The organism is Pseudomonas sp. CC11G, assembly GCF_056174845.1.
This window is the reverse complement of the sequence record NZ_JBWBZC010000004.1, coordinates 397,963-417,174: the sequence shown is the minus strand read 5'-3', so window position 1 is coordinate 417,174 and position 19,212 is coordinate 397,963. Positions and strand designations below refer to the sequence as shown.

Sequence of the window (19,212 nt, the reverse complement as noted above, 5' to 3'; positions counted from 1 at the left end):
TAAAGCCGCTCCTACACGATGGCCAATCGCTGCCGATTGGCGCCTCCCCCCACAATCCGGCACAATTTGCGCTCCGCTGTCTGAACATGCCGTGGCCGATTGCTACGGCAGGAGTTGTGTTTCATGTCTTTAATCATCACCGACGACTGCATCAACTGCGACGTCTGCGAGCCTGAGTGCCCAAACGCCGCTATTTCGCAGGGTGAAGAAATCTACGTTATCGACCCTAACCTGTGCACCGAATGCGTCGGCCACTACAACGAGCCGCAGTGCCAACAGGTATGCCCGGTCGATTGCATCCCCCTCGACGACAACAACGTCGAAAGCAAGGATGAGCTGATGAACAAGTACCTGATCATCACTGGGAAAGCGTAACGCTGTGGGCTGCCTGATGCGTGGCAGCCACCCGGGCAAGACACTTTTCGGTGCCTTGCTGCTCCTTGTTGCACTCAGCGCCGGCGCCGCACCGCAGCCCAAACAGGCCGCCATTGCCAGCGCTCACCCCGCCGCCACCATCGCCGGCCTGGAAACCCTGGCCGCCGGTGGCAATGCCTTTGATGCGGCCATTGCCGTCAGCGCCGCGTTGGCGGTGGTTGAGCCGTATAGCTCGGGGCTTGGCGGCGGTGGTTTCTTCCTGCTGCGCCAGGCTGGCGACCAACCGCAATACCGTTTTCTCGATGCCCGCGAGCGCGCGCCGTTGGCCGCCCATGCCGATTTGTACAAGCGCGATGGCAAGGTGCAGCCCGAGTTATCGCTGGACGGCGCGCTGGCCGCCGCCATTCCCGGCCTGCCGGCCGCGCTGGTGGATTTGGCGCGCAAGTACGGACGTTTGCCCCTGATAGATTCCCTCGGCCCGGCCATTCGCCTGGCTCGCGATGGCGTGTCGGTCGACCGTGTGTACCGCGAGCGCGCGCAATGGCGTGTGGCCTCGATGCGCGACAACCCGGAAACCGCGCGTATCTTCCTAGGCGACAAAGGCGCGATTCCCGAAGAACTCACACTGCTGCGCCAACCCGACCTGGCCAACACCCTCGAGCGCCTGGGCCGCTACGGCAAGCCGGGGTTCTACAGCGGCGACACCGCACAGCGACTGGTCGACGGCGTACGCGCCGCCGGCGGCATCTGGACCCTGGCCGACCTTGAGCAGTACCAGGTAGTGGAACGGGAACCGCTGCGTTACGCCCTCAACGATGGCCGCGAGTTGATCAGCGCCCCGCCGCCGTCGGCTGGCGGCATCGCCCTGGCGCAGAGCCTGGCCATGCTGCAGCAGTTGACCTGGCGCGAAGCCGATAAGGTGCAACGCGCCCACTACGTGATTGAAGTGCTGCGCCGCGCCTACCGCGATCGCGGTCTGCTCGGCGACCCGGACTTTATCGCCAACCCCGTCAGCCAGCTGCTGAACGCCGATTATCTGAAGCAACTGGCCAGCGGCATCGACCCGCAAAAAGCCACACCGAGCAGCAGCCTGCCGCCGTCGCCGCCCTGGAAAGAGGGCAACCACACCACCCATTTCGTGGTGATGGATGAAGCGGGCAATGCGGTGTCGGCGACCCTGTCGGTGAACCTGCCGTTTGGCGCGGCCTTTACCCCGCCAGGTACGGGCGTGTTGCTCAACGATGAAATGGACGACTTCGCCGCCAACGTCCAAGGCGCCAATGCCTATGGGTTGAGCGGCAGCCAGGCCAATGCCATCGCCGCCGGCAAGCGGCCGCTGTCGAGCATGAGCCCAAGCTTTATCGAAAGCGCCAACGAGTTCAGCGCCTTCGGTACACCGGGCGGCAGCCGTATTCCGAGCATGGTGCTGCTGGCGATGCTGCAGTATCTCGATGGCCAGCCGGTGCCAAGCTGGGCGGCGGCGCCGCGCTACCACCACCAGTATCTGCCGGATGTGGTGGAGTACGAGCCGAACACCTTTACGGCGGCCGAACGCGACGCCCTGCAGCAACGCGGTTATTCGCTAAAGCCGGTTGATCGGCCGTATGGCAATCAGCAGGTGTTGTTGTGGAATAAGAGCAGCCGCAACGTCGAGGCCGCGAGCGACCCGCGCGGGATTGGCCAGGCGAAGCTGTCGAGCCAGACGGTGGATGCGAAGCCGTAAGGCAAAAAACGCAGGCACAAAAAAGCCGGTCACATGGACCGGCTTTTTCTTATCTGCAGATCACTGCTGCTCTGGGCGCTTGTAGCCGCTTTCAGTGCAGCCCAGGCAGCGTACGAACGCTTCACGGCCCGGATCGACAACCAGTGCCCGACCAGCATCGCCGACATTACCGCCAGCAGCGGTGAACGGCAGGCTGATGACGAAGGCGCCAGCGCCAATGATGGTCGCGGCGATCAACAGCGGACGAGCAACGATCAAGTCGCCCATCATGGCCCAGGCGGGAGGAGCTTCTACAACATAGGTAGGGTCGCCACTCTGGTTCTTCTGATCCGCCATAGCCGGCAGTGCCAGGAGGCCAGTGGTCAGCGCCAGGACGACAGCGGTTGAGCGAAACAGGTTCATGAGTGCGGTCCTTCATCGATTCAAAGTGCGGTGGCTGTAACTATAACAGCGCTCCGGAAATTGTCAGCGTGACGGCCGTCAAGCGCTGGAGATCGCATTCTGCGGGTTTTACAGCCTAATTGGCGAGGAAAAATCTGACTGTAACTGTGCGCTTACACACGCCCTGCCAAGTCGGCCGTTTTTCGCAGCGCTTTTTGCCCCTGTATCAGCGCTGACACTTCGGGCAATACACGCTTGCCCGCTGCCCCAGTTTCACTTCGCGCAATGTGTTTCCACAGGTTTTGCAGAACTCGCCACCGCGCCCGTAAACGAACAGCTCCTGCTGGAAATAACCGGGCTGACCGTCACCGCCAACAAAGTCGCGCAGCGTGGTGCCGCCGCGTTCGATGGCATGGGCGAGGATGCGTTTGATCTGCAGCGACAACTCCAGATAACGCGCCCGCGAAATGGAGCCGGCCTCGCGGCGCGGATCGATACCGGCGGCGAACAGCGCTTCGGTCGCATAGATATTGCCGACCCCCACCACCACCGCGTTATCCATGATGAAGGGCTTTACCGCGATGCTCTTGCCGCGCGAAAGCTTGAACAAGCGGTCGCCATCGAACAGCTCGGTCAACGGCTCCGGCCCCAGCTTTACCAACAGCTCATGCAGTAGCGGCTCGGTGCTCCAGAGCATGGCGCCGAACCGGCGCGGGTCGGTGTAGCGCAGGGCCAGGCCCGATTCCAACTCGATATCCACATGCTCATGCTTGGCCACCGGCGTATCGATAGGCACCAGCCGCAGGTTGCCCGACATGCCCAGGTGGCTGATCAAGGTGCCGGCTTCAGCCGTCAGCAGCAGGTACTTGGCGCGCCGGGTGACGCTTTCGATGCGTTGCCCGGACAGGCGCACATCGAGATCTTCGGGAATCGGCCAGCGCAGACGGCGCTCACGCACAATCACACGGCTGACGCGCTGACCTTCCAGATACGGCGCAATGCCGCGGCGAGTGGTTTCGACTTCGGGTAATTCAGGCATGACAAGGCCCGCGACAGAAGAGGGTGGAGCACCTTAGCAATCTGCGGGAATCAATGCATGCTCAGGTCGCGGATGCTTTCTTTCAACGTCTGGAAGTCGTACTCCGAGAGCCCGACGTATTCCAGCACCAGCTGTTCGATGCTCTGCCATTCGAAGTCATCGGTCTGGTTGCCCAGCACCCGGTGGCTTTCGCAGATGTGCTCGGACATCTTCAGAATCGCCAACAGCGTTTTCAGCTGGGCATCACGGGCCGAATCTTCGGTGAAGATAGACAGCACGTTGTGATGGTTGGCAATCGCGTCGCACAGGTGCAACGGCAGGTTCCACGACTTGGCGGTGAAGTAACCGACCACCGCGTGGTTGGTATTGAGCACGCGGTTCTCGGTGTCGACCACACGGCGCTCGGCAGTGGCGCTGGCGTAGGCCTCTTCGAGCACGGTCATGTAGTCGGGGAAGCGCTTGATCATCAGCGGAATGCCGCAGTTGTGGAACAGGCCCAGGGTGTAGGCCTCGTCCGCCGACTGGTAGCCGATGCGCTTGGCCAGGGTCAGGCAGGTCATCGCCACGTCCTGCGCGGTGTCCCAGAAGCGGTTGAGGGTAACGATGGCCTCATCGGTCATCTCGCCCTTGATGGACTGTGCGTTGATCAGGTTGATCACCGTGTTACAGCCCAACAGATTCACTGCCTGCTGAATCGACGCGATGCGATTGGACAGGCCAAAGAACGGCGAATTGACGATTTTCAACAGTGCGCCGGACAGGCCGGGGTCCTGGCTGATCAGCTTCGCGATGGTCTTCAGATCGGGATGGGGCATCACCTGCTCCATCTGCAGGTCGACCATGATCTGAGGCTGCGGCGGCACGCTGATGCCTTGCAGGACTTTCTGAATTTGTTCGGCGGAGAGTTCTTGGGCCATGACTGCACAGGCAAAGTTGATGTGACGGATGCCACAGTCTAACCGCCTGGTTACCAGACGTAACCCTCGGTAACGCAGGAAAACCCCGACAGACGGAAAGACTTCAATAACGGCGCGGGTAAGCGGCCGGCGCCGCTCGTCAGCACATGCAAAGACCTGAACTTTCCGCGCCCGGGCGCTCTCGGAACCTTACAAGCCTTAGAAAAACATCCCCGAGAAAAAACAGGAGCCTCCATGACCACCTCCCTGAAAGGCAAACGCGTTGCCCTGCTGGTAACCGATGGTTTCGAACAAGTGGAACTGACCGGCCCGAAAGACGCCCTGGAAAAACTTGGCGCGGCCGTCGATATCCTCTCGACCAAAACCGGTCAAGTGAACGGCTGGCATCACGACAAGCTGGGCGACAGCTTCAACGTGAGCAAGACTTTCGCTGCCGCCAACATCAATGACTACGACGCCTTGGTACTGCCGGGCGGCGTGATGAACTCCGACACCATCCGCAGCATTCCTGAGGCGCAGAGCCTGGTGGTGCAGGCGGCGCAGAAGGAAACACCGATTGCTGTAATTTGCCACGGCGCCTGGCTGCTGGTGTCGGCGGGCCTGGTAAAAGGCCGCACCATCACCAGCTGGAGCTCGCTGAAAGACGACATCACCAATGCCGGCGGAAAGTGGATCGACCAGGAAGTGGTGACCGATGGCGCCTTTATCAGCAGCCGTAATCCGGACGATATTCCGGCGTTTAACAAGAAGCTGATCGAGACGTTGGCCGCCTGATAGACGATCAAGAGCATCGAGGCTAAAGCCTCTCCCACAGGGAATGCAGTCATCTGTGGGAGAGGCTTCAGCCTCGATTCCTGGAAACGGCATTCTCTCGCCAAGCATCAGGACGTAGGTTGGGTTGAGCGCAGCGAAGCCCAACAACAAAGAGCAGTGCGCACCGTGTTTGGGCTGTTGGGCTTCGCCTCCGGCTCAACCCAACCTACGCTATACTCCCGCTCTTTTTTCGGAGAGCGCCCCCCATGTCCCTGCCCAGCCTGCGCCTAAAAGCCAATGCCGATCGCCGTCTGCGCGCCGGGCATTTGTGGGTTTACAGCAACGAAATTGATGTGGCCGCCACGCCACTGTCTGGCTTTCAGGCCGGCGACCAGGCCATTCTCGAAGCCGCCGGCGGCAAGCCGCTGGGCGTTGTGGGCATCAGCCCCAACAACCTGATCTGCGCCCGCCTGCTGTCGCGCGACACCAAACACGAGCTGGATAAATCGCTGCTGGTGCACCGCATCAACGTGGCCCTGTCGCTGCGTGAGCGCCTGTTCGATCAGCCGTGCTACCGCCTGGTATACGGCGACTCCGACCTGTTGCCGGGTCTGGTCGTCGACCGCTTCTTCGACATCCTCGTGGTGCAAATCACCTCGCCGACCATGGAACGCCACAAGGACGACGTGCTCGCCGCCCTCGTGCAAGTGCTGCAACCGCGCGGCGTGCTCTTCAAGAACGACTCCGCCGCCCGCGACGCCGAAGGCCTGCCGCGCTACGTGGAAACCCCGTTCGGCGTAGTGCCGGAGTGGGTCGCCCTGGAAGAGAACGGCGTGAAGTTCGAAGCCCCGGTCATCGAAGGGCAGAAGACCGGCTGGTTCTACGACCACCGCATGAACCGCGCGCGCCTGGCGCCGTACGTCAACGGCAAGCGCGTGCTGGACCTGTTCAGCTACATCGGCGGCTGGGGCGTGCAAGCCGCGGCATTCGGCGCCAGCGAAGTGTTCTGTGTCGACGCCTCGGCGTTTGCCCTCGATGGTGTGGAGCGCAACGCCACCCTCAACGGCGTGGCCGAGAAAGTGACCTGCATCGAAGGCGACGTGTTCGCCGCGCTGAAAGAACTGAAGTCGTCGGAAGAGCGTTTCGACGTGGTGGTGTGCGACCCGCCGGCCTTTATCAAGCGCAAGAAAGACATCAAGAACGGCGAAGCCGGCTACCGTCGCCTGAACGAGATGGCCATGCGCTTGCTGAGCAAGGACGGCATTCTGGTCAGCGCCTCGTGCTCCATGCACCTGGAAGAAGACAACCTGCAGAACATCCTGCTGCAGAGCGCCCGTCACCTGGACCGCAACATCATCATGCTCGAGCGCGGCGGCCAGGGCCCGGACCATCCGGTGCATATGGCGATTGCCGAAACCCGCTATATCAAGAGCCTGACCTGTCGCCTTCTGCCGAACGCGTGATTGCCTGTTAGACCTATCGAGGCTGAAGCCTCTCTTACAGGGATCCGCGCGTCCTTGCAGGAGAGGCTTCAGCCTCGATTCCGGCAAACGTCGATCCTGACCGCCAACCTTCCCTCCCCGGCGCAGAGCGGCGTAGAATCGGCCCATTCCTCGCCAACCATCCCCGGCGGGCTTGTGAGCCCCGGCCGCACGAGCGGTGACCCCGTTTCGAATTGCGACCTGCCCCGAACGCACGGCCATCTGCCGTTGCCCCCGGCCAACTAGCGCTCCGACACGAAACTAAACAGACACCTGATTAGCCGCAGGAAACCGTCATGCCTGATTACCGCTCAAAAACGTCCACCCACGGCCGCAACATGGCCGGCGCCCGCGCTCTGTGGCGCGCCACCGGGATGAAGGACGAAGACTTCAAGAAACCGATCATTGCCATCGCCAACTCCTTCACCCAGTTCGTGCCCGGTCACGTGCACCTGAAGGACCTCGGCCAACTGGTCGCCCGCGAGATCGAACGCGCCGGCGGCGTGGCGAAAGAGTTCAACACCATCGCAGTCGACGACGGCATCGCCATGGGCCACGACGGCATGCTGTATTCGCTGCCGAGCCGCGAGATCATCGCCGACTCCGTGGAATACATGGTCAACGCCCACTGCGCCGACGCCATCGTGTGCATCTCCAACTGCGACAAGATCACCCCCGGCATGCTGATGGCCGCCCTGCGCCTGAACGTTCCGGTGATCTTCGTTTCCGGCGGCCCGATGGAAGCCGGCAAGACCAAACTGGCCAGCCACGGTCTGGATCTGGTCGACGCCATGGTCATCGCCGCTGACGAAAGCGCCTCGGACGAGAAAGTCGCCGAGTACGAGCGCAGCGCCTGCCCAACGTGCGGCTCGTGCTCCGGCATGTTCACCGCCAACTCGATGAACTGCCTGACCGAAGCCCTGGGCCTGGCCCTGCCGGGTAACGGCTCCACCCTGGCCACCCACAGCGACCGCGAAGAGCTGTTCCTGCAAGCTGGCCGCACCATCGTGGAGCTGTGCAAACGCTACTACGGCGAAAACGACGAGTCGGTACTGCCGCGCAATATCGCCAACTTCAAAGCCTTCGAAAACGCCATGATGCTGGACATCGCCATGGGCGGTTCCACCAACACCATCCTGCACCTGCTGGCCGCCGCCCAGGAAGCCGAGATCGATTTCGACCTGCGCGATATCGACCGCCTTTCCCGCCTGGTACCGCAGCTGTGCAAAGTGGCGCCGAACATCCAGAAGTACCACATGGAAGACGTGCACCGCGCTGGCGGCGTATTTGGCATCCTCGGCTCGCTCGCCCGTGGCGGCCTGCTGCACACCGACCTGCCGACCGTGCACAGCAAATCCATGGGCGAGGCCATCGCTAAATGGGACATCACCCAGACTAACGACGAAGCCGTGCACCACTTCTTCAAAGCCGGCCCGGCCGGTATCCCGACGCAGACGGCATTCAGCCAGTCGACCCGTTGGGAAACCCTGGACGACGACCGTGAAAACGGCTGCATCCGTAGCTTCGAGCACGCCTACTCGCAAGAAGGCGGCCTCGCCGTGCTGTACGGCAACATCGCCCTGGACGGCTGCGTGGTGAAAACCGCCGGCGTGGATGAGTCCATCCATGTGTTCGAAGGCAACGCGAAGATTTTCGAAAGCCAGGACAGCGCGGTACGCGGCATCCTCGCCGACGAAGTGAAAGAAGGCGACATCGTCATCATTCGCTACGAAGGCCCGAAAGGCGGCCCGGGCATGCAGGAAATGCTCTACCCGACTTCGTACCTGAAATCCAAAGGCCTGGGCAAAGCCTGCGCCTTGCTCACCGACGGCCGTTTCTCTGGCGGCACCTCGGGTCTGTCCATCGGCCACGCCTCGCCGGAAGCAGCAGCGGGCGGCGCCATTGGCCTGGTTCGCGACGGCGACAAAGTGCTGATCGACATCCCGAACCGCAGCATCAACCTGCTGGTGACCGATGAAGAAATCGCCCATCGCCGCCATGAGCAGGACAAGAAGGGTTGGAAGCCGGTGGAAAAACGTCCCCGTAAAGTGACGACCGCGCTGAAGGCTTATGCATTGCTGGCTACCAGTGCCGATAAGGGCGCTGTGCGTAACAAGGCGATGCTCGACGGGCTGTGATGGCTGTCGATTGAAACGAAAAAGCCCCGCCTAGTGCGGGGCTTTTTTATGGGGGAAGATCAACGGCCCCTCTCCCCAACCCTCTCCCGCAAGCGGGAGAGGGGGCTTTCCCGAGTTCGCCGTGGTAACGCAATTGGATTTGAAGTGGTCAACTAAAACTAGACACCGGTTTAGGTTTAACCAGCCAGCGCTTCGCGCGCTGCTGGTGTTTGGTATTCGTTGTAGCTGTATGGGCGTTGATGGTTGTAGTACTCGGTGATGTAACGCAGAACATCGCGCTCGGCCAACTCCTGCGTTGTATACCCCAACGAAGGGATCCATTCTGACTTGAGGCTCCTGAAGAAACGCTCCATAGGTGCGTTATCCCAGCAGTTACCCCGCCGACTCATGCTCTGGCGAATCTGATAACTCCAAAGCAATTGGCGAAACGCCAGGCTGCTGTAATGGCTGCCCTGGTCAGAGTGAAAAAGCAGTCCTTGAGGGCATCCGCGAGCCTCAAAGGCGACGCGCAAAGCGCGTTTCGTAAGCTGCGAGTCCGCCCGATCAGAGATGGCCCAGCCGACAATTCGTCGTGCATGTAGATCCATTACAACCGCCAGATAGATCCAGCGCGCGCCAGCCCAGAGGTAAGTCACGTCGCCGCACCACACTTGGTTTGGCTTGCTGGTGGTGAACTGGCGATTCAGTTCATTGGTGGCAATAACGCTTTCACCGTCTGCTTGACGGTACTTATGGCGGCGATGTTGAGTACTGAACAAACCGGCTTCCTGCATCAAACGCCCAGCGAGAAAACGCCCAACCTTAAATCCCTCTTTGCGCAAGGCCGCCGAAAGACTCCTCGCGCCCGCAGATCGCCGGCTTTGAGCATGCAATGTCATTGCACGCTGGCGCAAAAGATCACGCTGCAACGACTCCTTTTTGCGGCTCTGACGCTCAGCATAGAGGCTGCTGCGGTTCACTTCGAACAAGCGACAAAGCAGTGCACAAGGGTATTGCTCGCCCAATGCCTCGACCAGGTGAACTAGTCGAGCGCGCCCGACATCAAGAGAGCGGTAGCCTTTTTTAGAATCTCTTTCTCCTGCTCCAAGCGGCGAACCTGCTTTTCCAGATCCTGAATGCGCCGCTGCTCAGGCGTCAGAGCCTTGCTGCGCTCAGGTGTTCGGCCGTTGCGCTCAAGCGTTAATTGTTCGACCCAACGGCGCATGGCCGTTTCTCCCACACCCATCGCCTTGCAGGCTGCCGGTACTGAGTAGCCCTGGTCCACAACCAGACCCGCTGCTTCCAGTTTGAATTCCGAACTAAACACTCTTCTGTTCATATCCACCTCTGCTGTGGGCGAATCTTAACGCCCTATCGAGGTGTCCAGAATCATTAGGCCACTTCAATTCCCCTCTCCCGCTTGCGGGAGAGGGGCTAGGGGTGAGGGGCTCTTCTACCCGATCACTGAATCTCCTCCGGCTTCACCACCACCCAATTCTTGTCCGCCGTCACCGGCAACCCTTCCTTGGCCTGCGCCGCCGCATGTTTGGCCTGCATCGCCGTGATCTGCGCCATGTACTTGTCCTTGCGGTTCACCCACAGGTGAATACCGCCCTTGGCCACATCCACGCTGTGAAACAGCATGTAGCCATCGCTGCTCGGCGTGTCGCCGCCCACCAGCACCGGTTTTTTCCATTCATCGATATAGGTGAGGATCGCCGCCTGCTTGCCGGCCATCCAGGTGGCCGGGGTCCACAGGTACGGCGTCACTTCCAGGCCCATATTGGCCTTGGCGTCGTAGCTGCCGGCGGTGATCTGTTTACGCGCGGTGGTCAGCGCGCCGGTTTTCGGGTCTTTGAGCAGCAAGCTCACGCCAATCACGTTCTGCGGTTTGACGTTGTAGCCGTACTTGGGGTCCGAGGCGACCATGCGCACCAGCTCTTCCGAGGCGGCGGTCATTACGTACACGTCGATGCCGTTTTCCATCAGTTTGTTGTACAGCTCGGCTTGCCCTGCGAACACTTTCGGCGGTTGCACGTCGATAGTCTTGACCACATCGCCTTCGTAATAGGTGCTTGGCACCGGCCTGCCGGAGGCCATCAGCTCATCGACATAGCCTTTGAGCTCGGTCAGGGTGAAGCCGGCAAACACCTGCGCCACCCACGGGTAGCAGACCATGTCGTCGATCTCGCACAGGCGGTAGTAGTAGCTGAACAGGCTTTCCTTGTGGTCGGCGGTGTCTTTGAACGGAATCAGTTTGAGCGACGGGTCGAGTTTTTCCGGGTGAGCACGCCCTTGTTTTCCATAAAGGGCAGCAGGGACTCTTCCAGGTCGTAGCGGTAGCTGGTGTTGTCCATGTCGAAGACCGCGAAGTTGCCCTTGTTGGCATTCGCCGCAATCATGGCGTCCAGTTGCTGGGCCGCCTCAGCGGGCCAATGCTTGAGTTCGGTGGCAGCAGCGGCGTGGCCGGCCAGCGCGAGGGAAAAGGCGGCGGCGAATAGGGTTCTGGCGAGTGGCATGGTCGGTCCCTGAAAAAGTGAAAGGCCGACGCTAACAAATGAACGTGACAGCTCGGGTCCGACAGCGACCTATCGTTCGCTCCAAGCGCCACGCACTGTCGTGAAAACGGCATGAAAACCGCGATAAAACGACCGATTAGGCGTTAAATTCATAGAATTCAGTCAGTTAAAACACGGGAGGAAATGCCCATGAAGATCGGCCTGATCTCCGATACCCACGGCCTGCTGCGCCCCGAAGCTCTGGCCGCGTTGGAAGGCTGCGACCGCATCGTGCATGCCGGCGACATTGGCAAACCGGAGATCCTCGAAGCACTGCGCGACCTGGCGCCGTTGACTGTCGTGCGCGGCAATAACGACGAGGACGACAGCTGGGCGAGCAGCGTGCCCACCCATGCGGTGCTGCGCATCGACGGCATCGGCATTTACGTGGTGCATGAAATGGCCGACGTGCCGGAGCAATTACCGGCGGGCATCGACGTGGTGGTGACCGGCCACTCGCACAAGCCGCTGCAAAAACAGGTGCATGGCGTGCTGTATATCAACCCCGGAAGCGCCGGGCCGCGGCGGTTCAAGCTGCCGATCAGTGTGGGGTTTTTGCGGGTTGAGGAAGGGTTGGTAACCGGTGAGCTGGAGGAACTACTCCTTTAAACACCGTCGTCCTCGCGAAGGCGGGGACCCAGAATGTTAGAAACCCTGCGCACTCCGGACAGACTCTGGATCCCCGCCTACGCGGGGATGACGGGCATCAGCTCACGCCCATATAGCGGTCCGAACGGTGGTTGATCGCCAGCACCATATTCAGCGCCAACGCCCCCAACACCGACAACGCCACCTTCTCCGGCGCAATCACAAACAGCGATGCCGCGACGATCACCCCGTCCACGCCCATCTGCACCAGCCCGGCCCGAACGCCGAAACGCTCCTGCACAAACAGCGCGAGGATATTCACCCCGCCCAAACTGGCGCGATGGCGGAACAGCATCAGCAACCCCAAGCCCATCGCCAGGCCACCGAACACCGCCGCATACAGCGGGCTTAGCTGGTTGAACGACACCCAGGTCGGCGTCAGCTCGGCCAGTACCGACACCAGCGCCACGGCGCAGCCGGTGCGCAGGGTAAAGCTCCAACCCATACGCCAGATGCCCAGCGCGTAGAACGGCAGATTAAGCAGAAAGAACATCAGGCCAAAGGGCACACCCAGCTGGTACTTGAGCAGAAATGCCAAGCCCACCATGCCGCCGGTCAGCAGCCCGGCATGGGCGTAGAAGGCGATGCCCAACGCCACCATGGCGGTGCCAGAAACCATGGCCAGGCCATCCTCCCAGAGCGGGTGGCGAACAAATACCTTGGCAACTGCATCTTCAGATGCAGTCGGCGGAGTGTCTTGCATGGTCAAACCTCGGGAATAGCAATGCGCAGCCCCGCGCGGGGCTGCGTGTTTAGCGTAGTCAGTGGGGCGGGGGGTTGCGGGCTTAACGCTTGTCCCAGACTTCGAAGCTGTACGCCGGCGTTTCGGCGCTAGCGTCGTGCTCGATGCTTGAAGCCTGGTGCCAGGCAGCTATATCGAACGCGGGGAACCAGGCATCACCCTCGGGGCTCAGGGCCACGCGAGTCAGGTACAGGCGCTGGGCCAGTGCCAACCTTGTTCGTAAAGCTGGGCGCCGCCGATCAGCATCAGCTCGTCGGCGTCTTCGGCCTTGGCCCATTCTTCGGCACGTTGCATCGCCGCTTCCAGCGAGGCAAATACTTCCGCGCCTTGCAGTTGCAGGCCGGCCTGGCGGCTGACCACCAGATTGAGACGGCCCGGCAGCGGGCGGCCCAGGGAGTCCCAGGTTTTGCGGCCCATGATGATCGGCTTGCCGAGGGTCATGGCTTTGAAGTGCTTGAGGTCCGCTGGCAGATGCCAGGGCAATTGGTTGTCGCGGCCAATCACGCGGTTTTCGGCGAGGGCGGCGATCAGGCAGAGGGGCAAGGTCGTATTCATGGCGGCGAGGATAACGGCATGCACGGCGGAAAAAAAGCAAACGGATGATGGGGCGCGCCTGAGCGGTTATCCTCAGACCCGGCCCTGTTCAAGCGGGGCCGTCTTTTTCAGCCATGAGTTTGTGCATGACCGTATCGAAAGCTCCTGCTTCTCCCCTCTCGCCCCTGCAGCGCCTGTGGCTGACCGAAGCCGTGCGCCTGCGCGAAGAGCAGGCCGGCCCGCTAGAAGACCGCGAAGCTAATCGCCAGGCCGTAGCGGCCGGTGGCGACCTGGCCAGCCGTATCGAAGCCCGCGCCCTGTGGCTGGCGCAGCGCGACGGAATGCACGCGGCGCTGCTGCATTGGCACCGGGGCGCGGTCTTGGCGTTGTGGGTGCTGCTGGCGGTGGCGGTGCTTAGCGGCGCCGGGCTTGGGTTGGCGGCGCTGGGTGACGGCCTGCGGCCGGTCAACCTGATGTGGGCGCTGGGCAGTCTGCTGGGTTTGCATCTGCTCACGCTCGTAGGCTGGATCGTGGGCCTTCTGCTCGCCGGTAACGGCAGCGCGACCCTTGGCCAACTGTGGTTATGGCTCAGCGAAAAATTCGCCCGCGATGCGCAGGCCGTGCAACTGGCGCCGGCGTTAGTCGTGCTGTTGCAGCGCCAGCGTTTGAATCGCTGGGCCTTGGGCCTTCTCGTGCATGGGCTGTGGGCGCTGCTGTTGCTTAGCGCGCTGGGCAGCCTCTTGGCGTTGCTGGCGACCCGACGCTACGGCTTCGTGTGGGAAACCACGCTGCTGGGTAGCGACACCTTCGTCCCCCTGATTCAAACCCTCGGCGCCCTGCCTCATTTGCTCGGCTTCAGCACACCGGCGGTTGAGCTGATTCGCGCCAGCGGCGCCGATGCCGTGGCCGAGGAAAGCGCGCGCCAGGCCTGGGCGGTTTGGGTGCTCGGGGTTTTGGTGTGTTACGGCCTGCTGCCGCGGGTGCTGCTTGCTCTGTTTTGTTTTTGGCGCTGGCATCGGGGCCGCGCTGGCCTGCGTCTGGACCTCGACCTGCCCGGCTACAGCCTGCTGCGCGAACGCCTGCAACCGAGTAGCGAGCGTCTGGGCGTGACGGATGCGGCGCCCGAACAGCTCGCCGCCGTAACCTCGGGCGGACCGGCCCTGGCCAGTGAGGGCGCCTTGCTGGTGGCCGTTGAACTGGACCCACGCCGCCCTTGGCCGCCGGCACTGCCCAAGGGCGTTGCAGATGCCGGGGTGATTGATAGCCGCGAGCAGCGCCAGCATTTGCTGGATCAGCTCAGTCGTTTTCCGCCAGCGCGGTTGGCCATTGCCTGTGACCCGCGTCGTTCACCGGATCGAGGCACCTTGGCGCTGCTGGCCGAGCTGGCGCGCAATGCCGGGCAGACGCGGGTGTGGTTGCTGTCGGCGGAGCCGGGGGAAGCGCTGGATAGTCAGCGGCTGGAGGATTGGCATACAGCGCTGGATGGGTTGCAGCTGGATTGGCGTCAGGGGGCGCCATTGAGTTGGTTGGAGGGCGCTCATGAGTAAGCCACTGAAACTGGCGGTGGTCGGCCACACCAACGTCGGCAAAACGTCCCTGCTGCGCACCCTCACCCGTGACGTGGGTTTTGGCGAAGTCTCCCATCGCCCCAGCACCACCCGCCATGTCGAAGGCGCACGGCTGTCGGTCGACGGCCAGGCCTTGCTGGAGCTGTACGACACACCCGGCCTGGAAGACGCCATCGCCCTGCTCGATTACCTGGAACGCCTCGACCGCCCCGGCGAACGCCTGGACGGCCCGGCGCGCCTGGCTCGCTTTCTCGACAGCAGCGAAGCCCGGCAGCGCTTCGAGCAGGAAGCCAAAGTGCTGCGCCAACTGCTCGCCTCCGACGCTGGCCTGTATGTGATCGACGCCCGCGAGCCGGTGTTGGCCAAGTACCGCGACGAGCTGGCGGTGCTAAGCAGCTGCGGCAAGCCGTTGCTGCCGGTACTCAACTTCGTCACCAGCGCCCAGCAACGCGAAGAAGAATGGCGCGACGCCCTGGCGCGTCTGGGCCTGCACGCGCTGGTGCGCTTCGACACCGTAGCGCCGCCGCTGGATGGCGAGCGGCGGCTGTATGAAAGCCTGGCGCTGCTGCTGGAAAAATCCCGCCCGCAACTTGAACGCCTGATTGCCGACCACGAAGCACAAGCCCGCGCCCGTCATAGCGCGGGGCTGCGCTTGATCGCCGAGTTGCTCATTGATTGCGCAGCGTGCCGACGCAGTGTCGGCGCAGACGAACAGGCGCAAGTACAGGCGCTGCATCAGAGCATTCGCCAGCGTGAACAGGCCTGCGTGCAGGCGCTGCTGCGTTTGTATGCGTTCCGGCAGGAGGATGCCCGTGCCGGGGATTTGCCGCTGCTGGACGGGCGTTGGGGTGACGATTTGTTCAATCCCGAAACGCTCAAGCAATTAGGCGTGCAGGTTGGCAGCGGCATTGCAGCGGGGGCGGCAGCGGGCGTGGGCATTGACTTGATGGTCGGCGGTTTGACCCTCGGCGCCGCCACGCTGTTAGGCGCGTTGGCCGGCGGCGGGGTGCAGACGGCGCGTAATTATGGCGAGCGCTTGCTGGGCAAGCTCAAGGGCCAACGCGAGCTGACAGTGGATGACAACGTGCTGCGCTTGCTGGCCGTGCGCCAGCGCCAACTGCTGGATGCGCTGAGCATGCGGGGGCATGCGGCGACAGCCGCGGTGGAAGTGAAGGGCGAGCAGGACAGCGGCTGGCGGCAGGGCAAGTTGCCGGCGGTGCTGCGCCAGGCGCGGGCGCATCCGCGCTGGTCGTCCCTCAACCCGCAGGCACGGGTTCAGCAGGCGGAGCGGCAAGAGGCTGTGGATAAGCTGGTCGCCGAGTTGTAATCCAGCCTTGGATAGGAGTTCACCGCGCCATTCTGGGTCCCCGCCTACGCGGGGACGACGGAGTTTTCTATCTCAATCACCGTCATTCCCGCGCAGGCGGGAATCCAGGTGCACAGCAGTTAACCCGCCGACGATTCAAGAGAAGCGACTTCCACGTTGTTTCGACCACCACGCTTGGCGCGGTACAACGCCTGGTCAGCACGCTCGAACACCTCGTCGCCCTTCTCGCCGTCGGCAAAGGCCGTGAGCCCGCCGGAGATGGTGATGGTCACCCGCTCACCCTTGAAGTGAAATGGGCACGCTTCGATGGCGGCTCGCAGGGTTTCCAGCAACTGCTGGCCGCCGGCAATCGGTGTGGCGGGAATCAGCAGCACAAACTCTTCACCGCCAAACCGCGCCATAAAGTCGGTTTTGCGCAGCCGGTTGTTCAGCTCGCCAGCGATGATCTTCAACACCTTGTCGCCGGCCAGGTGGCCGTAGTTGTCGTTGATGCGTTTGAAGTGGTCGATATCCACCACCGCCATCAACAAATCACCGCCATAACGCTGCCAGCGCGCCACCTCCAGCTCCAGGCGCTCGGCCCAGGCGGCGCGATTGGGCAAGCCGGTAAGCGGGTCGGTAAGGGCTTTTTGCCGTTGCTCTTCGAGGTGGTCGCGAAAGCCCTTGGCTTCCTGCTCCATGCTCGCCACGCGCTCCACCAGGGTTTGCAGGCGCCCCGCCACTTCCTGGTCGCGCTCATCGCGCTGCGACTGGTATTGGGACATGGTGCTCAGCAAACCATCCAGGCGGTTTTCCACCAGGTTTTTCAGGCTGCCAAGGTCGGTGGCTTGCTGCACGCTGCTGTGCAGGCCGTCCACTTGTTGGCGCAGTTCGGTATCCAGTTCGCGGGCCGCGGCCATGGATTCGCTGTAGCCCTGGTGGGCGTCCTGCAACCCACCCTGGAAAGTTGCCAGGCGTTGGTTGAGTTGCGCCAGATAACCTTCGAACTCGCGCTGGCCAAGGTCGGCAACGGCCAACATCAGCACGGCGAAATCGTCGAGCACCGGCACCAGCTCGTACAGATTCAGGCCATTCTGGATACGCCCACGCAGCGACTCGGCCTGGGGTTTGTGGTGTTCGGGCACCGGCAGATCGTCGAGCAGACCCAACAAGGTGGCTTCTACGTGGGCGGCAATCGCGCTGTAGCCGGCTTCCGGTGCAGGCGGAATGGCGAACTCGGGGTCGGCCAATTCCTGCTCGACGGTGGCGTGAATCGCCGCCGAGACGGTCGCGCCATCGGTCAACAACGAAGCGGACAGCGGCAGGCTATCCAGTGTTGAAAGCGAAGAGGTGCGCGACGTGGCGCGGGAAGCAGCCAGGGCTTCGTTGATGGCGACGGTGGCGGCTTCGCTGCCAGTGGCCGGCGCCGAGGTGTGTACGGTTACGGGCTCGGCAACGGCTGCGGGCACAGGGGCTGGCGCAGGAGCCGCCGGGGCCGGGGCCGGGGCGAGTGTCACGGCCGCTGCGGCAGGTTCGGAAACAGGCGTCGGTGTAGCAATGGGTGCGGGCGCAGCGGCTGTCAGCGCAGGCGCGGCTTGCGGGGCCGGTGCTGCGGCAACGGGAGCAGCGGGCGCGGCAGATGCAGGCGTATCGTCCGCCTCCTCGGCGCCGCTATCGCGGCCACCAAACAGACGCTGCAGCAAACCGGGGCGCGCCGATTCCGGGGCCTCCAATACGTCCAGCGCCTGGCGTTGCAGGTGACTGAGTTCGGCTAACAGCGCCGGCAACTCACGCACCTGGCTGGCGCGGTTTTCCACTTGTTTGGTGAATTTCTTCAGGGGCTTGCGCACTTCACTGGGCAGATCCAGCTTGAGCAACTGACTGACCAGCCCGCCGAGGGCGCCGGTGACCTGGGTGGCGCGTTCGACGCGGCGTTGCTCGGAATCGAGTACGGCCTTTTCCAGACGCGGAATCAGGGCAGAGAGGCCGGCGTCCATATCGTCACGCCGGACGATTTCGCGCAGCTCGTGCATGCACTGGTCAACGGCCTTGTCGGTGCCCTCGGCCGCCAGGGAGCTGCGCACCAGGCCGCGACGCAGCAGATCGAGACGGTTATCCCAACGACGCTCGAGTTTTTCCTGGTCCTCGAGACTGCTCAGGTACTTCTCTTTCCAACGCTGCGCGTCGTCACTCATGTCGGTATTTCCGCGAGGGAAGTATTGGGTCTATCCGGATTACTGCACAGGCTATCGGGTAAACGAATCTCCACCGCCACGGGCAGGTGATCGGAAATCGGTTGGGCCAACACGCGCACAGCTTCCAGAGTCAAACTTGGGGTCAACAGAATATGGTCCAGGCAGCGCTGCGGGCGCCAGCTGGGGAAGGTCGCTTCCACCTGAGGGGCCAGCAGACCCAGGTCGCGCAAGGGCGAGTTAAGCAGTAAATCAGAAGCGTGGGTGTTCATGTCGCCCATCAGCACCTGATGGCGATAATCGCCGATCAGATCACGAATATAGGCCAGTTGCCGGACGCGCGTTTTGGCCCCCAGCGACAAATGCATCATCACCACCACCAGCGCATCGTCGCCTTCGCCAAAGCGCACGAGAATGGCGCCACGACCGGGCGGACCGGGCAACGGGTGATCTTCGATAACGGTAGGTTGCAGACGGCTGAGGACGCCGTTGCTGTGTTGGGCGAGGCGCCCGAGGTTGCGGTTGAGCTGTTGATACCAGTAAGGGAACGCGCCCAACTGGGCCAGGTGTTCCACCTGATTGATATAGCCCGAACGCAGGCTGCCGCCGTCGGCTTCCTGCAGGGCTACCAGGTCGTAGTCACCAAGCAACGCGCCGATACGCTGCAAATTGCCGGAGCGTCCCACGTGCGGCAGCAGATGCTGCCAGCCGCGGGTTAGGTAGTGGCGATAACTCTCGGTGCTATTGCCGACCTGGATATTGAAACTGAGCAGACGTAAACGCCCGTCTGCCGGCAGGCCGCTGGTGTCGCCACACGCTGCGTTGACCCGCGCATCGCGCGGACCGGCAATTCGTGGCGCACCCCAGCGACGGAGCAT

General features: G+C 62.4%; 14 protein-coding genes and 3 pseudogenes. 8 read left to right on the top strand and 9 right to left on the bottom strand.

What is annotated here, in order from left to right; translation table 11 throughout:
• Positions 1-123: 123 nt before the first annotated feature.
• Positions 124-375 carry a YfhL family 4Fe-4S dicluster ferredoxin gene (locus tag AC0V2S_RS08255; protein WP_475509318.1) on the top strand — a complete coding sequence of 84 codons (252 nt, stop codon included), beginning with the start codon at positions 124-126 and terminating at the stop codon, positions 373-375.
• A gap of 16 nt (positions 376-391) precedes the next feature.
• The gene (gene ggt, locus AC0V2S_RS08250) at positions 392-2,098 is read left to right on the top strand and encodes a gamma-glutamyltransferase (RefSeq protein ID WP_475509317.1); all 1,707 of its coding nucleotides are present in this window, start codon (positions 392-394) and stop codon (positions 2,096-2,098) included.
• Positions 2,099-2,158: 60 nt separating this feature from the next.
• Here the strand turns inward: ggt and AC0V2S_RS08245 are convergent, their stop codons facing one another.
• From AC0V2S_RS08245 to AC0V2S_RS08235, 3 genes are all read right to left on the bottom strand, one after another.
• Positions 2,159-2,500: a multidrug transporter gene (locus AC0V2S_RS08245; protein ID WP_475509316.1), complete on the bottom strand. Its 342-nt coding sequence runs from the start codon at positions 2,498-2,500 to the stop codon at positions 2,159-2,161.
• 205 nt (positions 2,501-2,705) lie between these two features.
• A complete protein-coding gene (gene mutM / locus AC0V2S_RS08240; protein WP_475509315.1) occupies positions 2,706-3,518 on the bottom strand; it encodes a bifunctional DNA-formamidopyrimidine glycosylase/DNA-(apurinic or apyrimidinic site) lyase in 813 nt (270 codons plus the stop codon).
• A gap of 50 nt (positions 3,519-3,568) precedes the next feature.
• Positions 3,569-4,381: an HDOD domain-containing protein gene (locus AC0V2S_RS08235; RefSeq protein ID WP_475509339.1), complete on the bottom strand. Its 813-nt coding sequence runs from the start codon at positions 4,379-4,381 to the stop codon at positions 3,569-3,571.
• Between the two features lie 288 nt (positions 4,382-4,669).
• On the opposite strand from AC0V2S_RS08235, the gene AC0V2S_RS08230 reads away from it, so the two are divergent.
• From AC0V2S_RS08230 to ilvD, 3 genes are all read left to right on the top strand, one after another.
• A complete protein-coding gene (locus AC0V2S_RS08230) occupies positions 4,670-5,209 on the top strand; it encodes a type 1 glutamine amidotransferase domain-containing protein (RefSeq protein WP_475509314.1) in 540 nt (179 codons plus the stop codon).
• Positions 5,210-5,454: 245 nt separating this feature from the next.
• A complete protein-coding gene (locus AC0V2S_RS08225; RefSeq protein ID WP_475509313.1) occupies positions 5,455-6,651 on the top strand; it encodes a class I SAM-dependent rRNA methyltransferase in 1,197 nt (398 codons plus the stop codon).
• 314 nt (positions 6,652-6,965) lie between these two features.
• The gene (gene ilvD / locus AC0V2S_RS08220) at positions 6,966-8,807 is read left to right on the top strand and encodes a dihydroxy-acid dehydratase (RefSeq protein ID WP_475509312.1); all 1,842 of its coding nucleotides are present in this window, start codon (positions 6,966-6,968) and stop codon (positions 8,805-8,807) included.
• A 151-nt stretch (positions 8,808-8,958) separates the two neighbouring features.
• On the opposite strand, the pseudogene AC0V2S_RS08215 reads toward ilvD, so the two are convergent.
• Together AC0V2S_RS08215 and AC0V2S_RS08210 are read right to left on the bottom strand one after the other, a co-directional pair.
• Positions 8,959-10,125, bottom strand: a pseudogene (locus tag AC0V2S_RS08215) (IS3 family transposase); the annotation flags it as partial.
• Between the two features lie 122 nt (positions 10,126-10,247).
• A pseudogene (locus AC0V2S_RS08210) lies at positions 10,248-11,305 on the bottom strand (HAD family hydrolase).
• A gap of 189 nt (positions 11,306-11,494) precedes the next feature.
• On the opposite strand from AC0V2S_RS08210, the gene AC0V2S_RS08205 reads away from it, so the two are divergent.
• Positions 11,495-11,953: a metallophosphoesterase family protein gene (locus tag AC0V2S_RS08205; RefSeq protein WP_475509311.1), complete on the top strand. Its 459-nt coding sequence runs from the start codon at positions 11,495-11,497 to the stop codon at positions 11,951-11,953.
• A 97-nt stretch (positions 11,954-12,050) separates the two neighbouring features.
• Here the strand turns inward: AC0V2S_RS08205 and AC0V2S_RS08200 are convergent, their stop codons facing one another.
• Positions 12,051-12,695, bottom strand: a complete 645-nt coding sequence (locus AC0V2S_RS08200) for a YitT family protein (RefSeq protein ID WP_475509310.1) — start codon at positions 12,693-12,695, stop codon at positions 12,051-12,053.
• 82 nt (positions 12,696-12,777) lie between these two features.
• Positions 12,778-13,289, bottom strand: a pseudogene (locus AC0V2S_RS08195) (dihydrofolate reductase).
• A 125-nt stretch (positions 13,290-13,414) separates the two neighbouring features.
• Here AC0V2S_RS08195 and AC0V2S_RS08190 point away from each other — a divergent pair.
• Both AC0V2S_RS08190 and AC0V2S_RS08185 read left to right on the top strand, forming a co-directional pair.
• Complete coding sequence (locus AC0V2S_RS08190; RefSeq protein ID WP_475509309.1) at positions 13,415-14,815, top strand: DUF2868 domain-containing protein; 1,401 nt, start codon at positions 13,415-13,417, stop codon at positions 14,813-14,815.
• Complete coding sequence (locus AC0V2S_RS08185; protein WP_475509308.1) at positions 14,808-16,163, top strand: DUF3482 domain-containing protein; 1,356 nt, start codon at positions 14,808-14,810, stop codon at positions 16,161-16,163. Before AC0V2S_RS08190 ends, AC0V2S_RS08185 begins: the two co-directional genes overlap by 8 nt.
• A 119-nt stretch (positions 16,164-16,282) precedes the next feature.
• On the opposite strand, the gene AC0V2S_RS08180 is transcribed toward AC0V2S_RS08185, so the two are convergent.
• Complete coding sequence (locus tag AC0V2S_RS08180; RefSeq protein WP_475509307.1) at positions 16,283-18,337, bottom strand: GGDEF domain-containing protein; 2,055 nt, start codon at positions 18,335-18,337, stop codon at positions 16,283-16,285.
• The gene (locus AC0V2S_RS08175) at positions 18,334-19,212 is read right to left on the bottom strand and encodes an endonuclease/exonuclease/phosphatase family protein (RefSeq protein WP_475509306.1); all 879 of its coding nucleotides are present in this window, start codon (positions 19,210-19,212) and stop codon (positions 18,334-18,336) included. The genes AC0V2S_RS08180 and AC0V2S_RS08175 overlap by 4 nt, the downstream gene beginning before the upstream one ends.

Coding starts and splice junctions, on each gene's coding strand:
- AC0V2S_RS08205 (WP_475509311.1), top strand. CDS start 11,495: ATGAAGATCGGCCTGATCTCCGATACCCACGGCCTGCTGCGCCCCGAA.
- AC0V2S_RS08245 (WP_475509316.1), bottom strand. CDS start 2,500: ATGAACCTGTTTCGCTCAACCGCTGTCGTCCTGGCGCTGACCACTGGC.
- ggt (WP_475509317.1), top strand. CDS start 392: ATGCGTGGCAGCCACCCGGGCAAGACACTTTTCGGTGCCTTGCTGCTC.
- AC0V2S_RS08190 (WP_475509309.1), top strand. CDS start 13,415: ATGACCGTATCGAAAGCTCCTGCTTCTCCCCTCTCGCCCCTGCAGCGC.
- AC0V2S_RS08175 (WP_475509306.1), bottom strand. CDS start 19,212: ATGCTCCGTCGCTGGGGTGCGCCACGAATTGCCGGTCCGCGCGATGCG.
- ilvD (WP_475509312.1), top strand. CDS start 6,966: ATGCCTGATTACCGCTCAAAAACGTCCACCCACGGCCGCAACATGGCC.
- mutM (WP_475509315.1), bottom strand. CDS start 3,518: ATGCCTGAATTACCCGAAGTCGAAACCACTCGCCGCGGCATTGCGCCG.
- AC0V2S_RS08180 (WP_475509307.1), bottom strand. CDS start 18,337: ATGAGTGACGACGCGCAGCGTTGGAAAGAGAAGTACCTGAGCAGTCTC.
- AC0V2S_RS08255 (WP_475509318.1), top strand. CDS start 124: ATGTCTTTAATCATCACCGACGACTGCATCAACTGCGACGTCTGCGAG.
- AC0V2S_RS08225 (WP_475509313.1), top strand. CDS start 5,455: ATGTCCCTGCCCAGCCTGCGCCTAAAAGCCAATGCCGATCGCCGTCTG.
- AC0V2S_RS08200 (WP_475509310.1), bottom strand. CDS start 12,695: ATGCAAGACACTCCGCCGACTGCATCTGAAGATGCAGTTGCCAAGGTA.
- AC0V2S_RS08185 (WP_475509308.1), top strand. CDS start 14,808: ATGAGTAAGCCACTGAAACTGGCGGTGGTCGGCCACACCAACGTCGGC.
- AC0V2S_RS08230 (WP_475509314.1), top strand. CDS start 4,670: ATGACCACCTCCCTGAAAGGCAAACGCGTTGCCCTGCTGGTAACCGAT.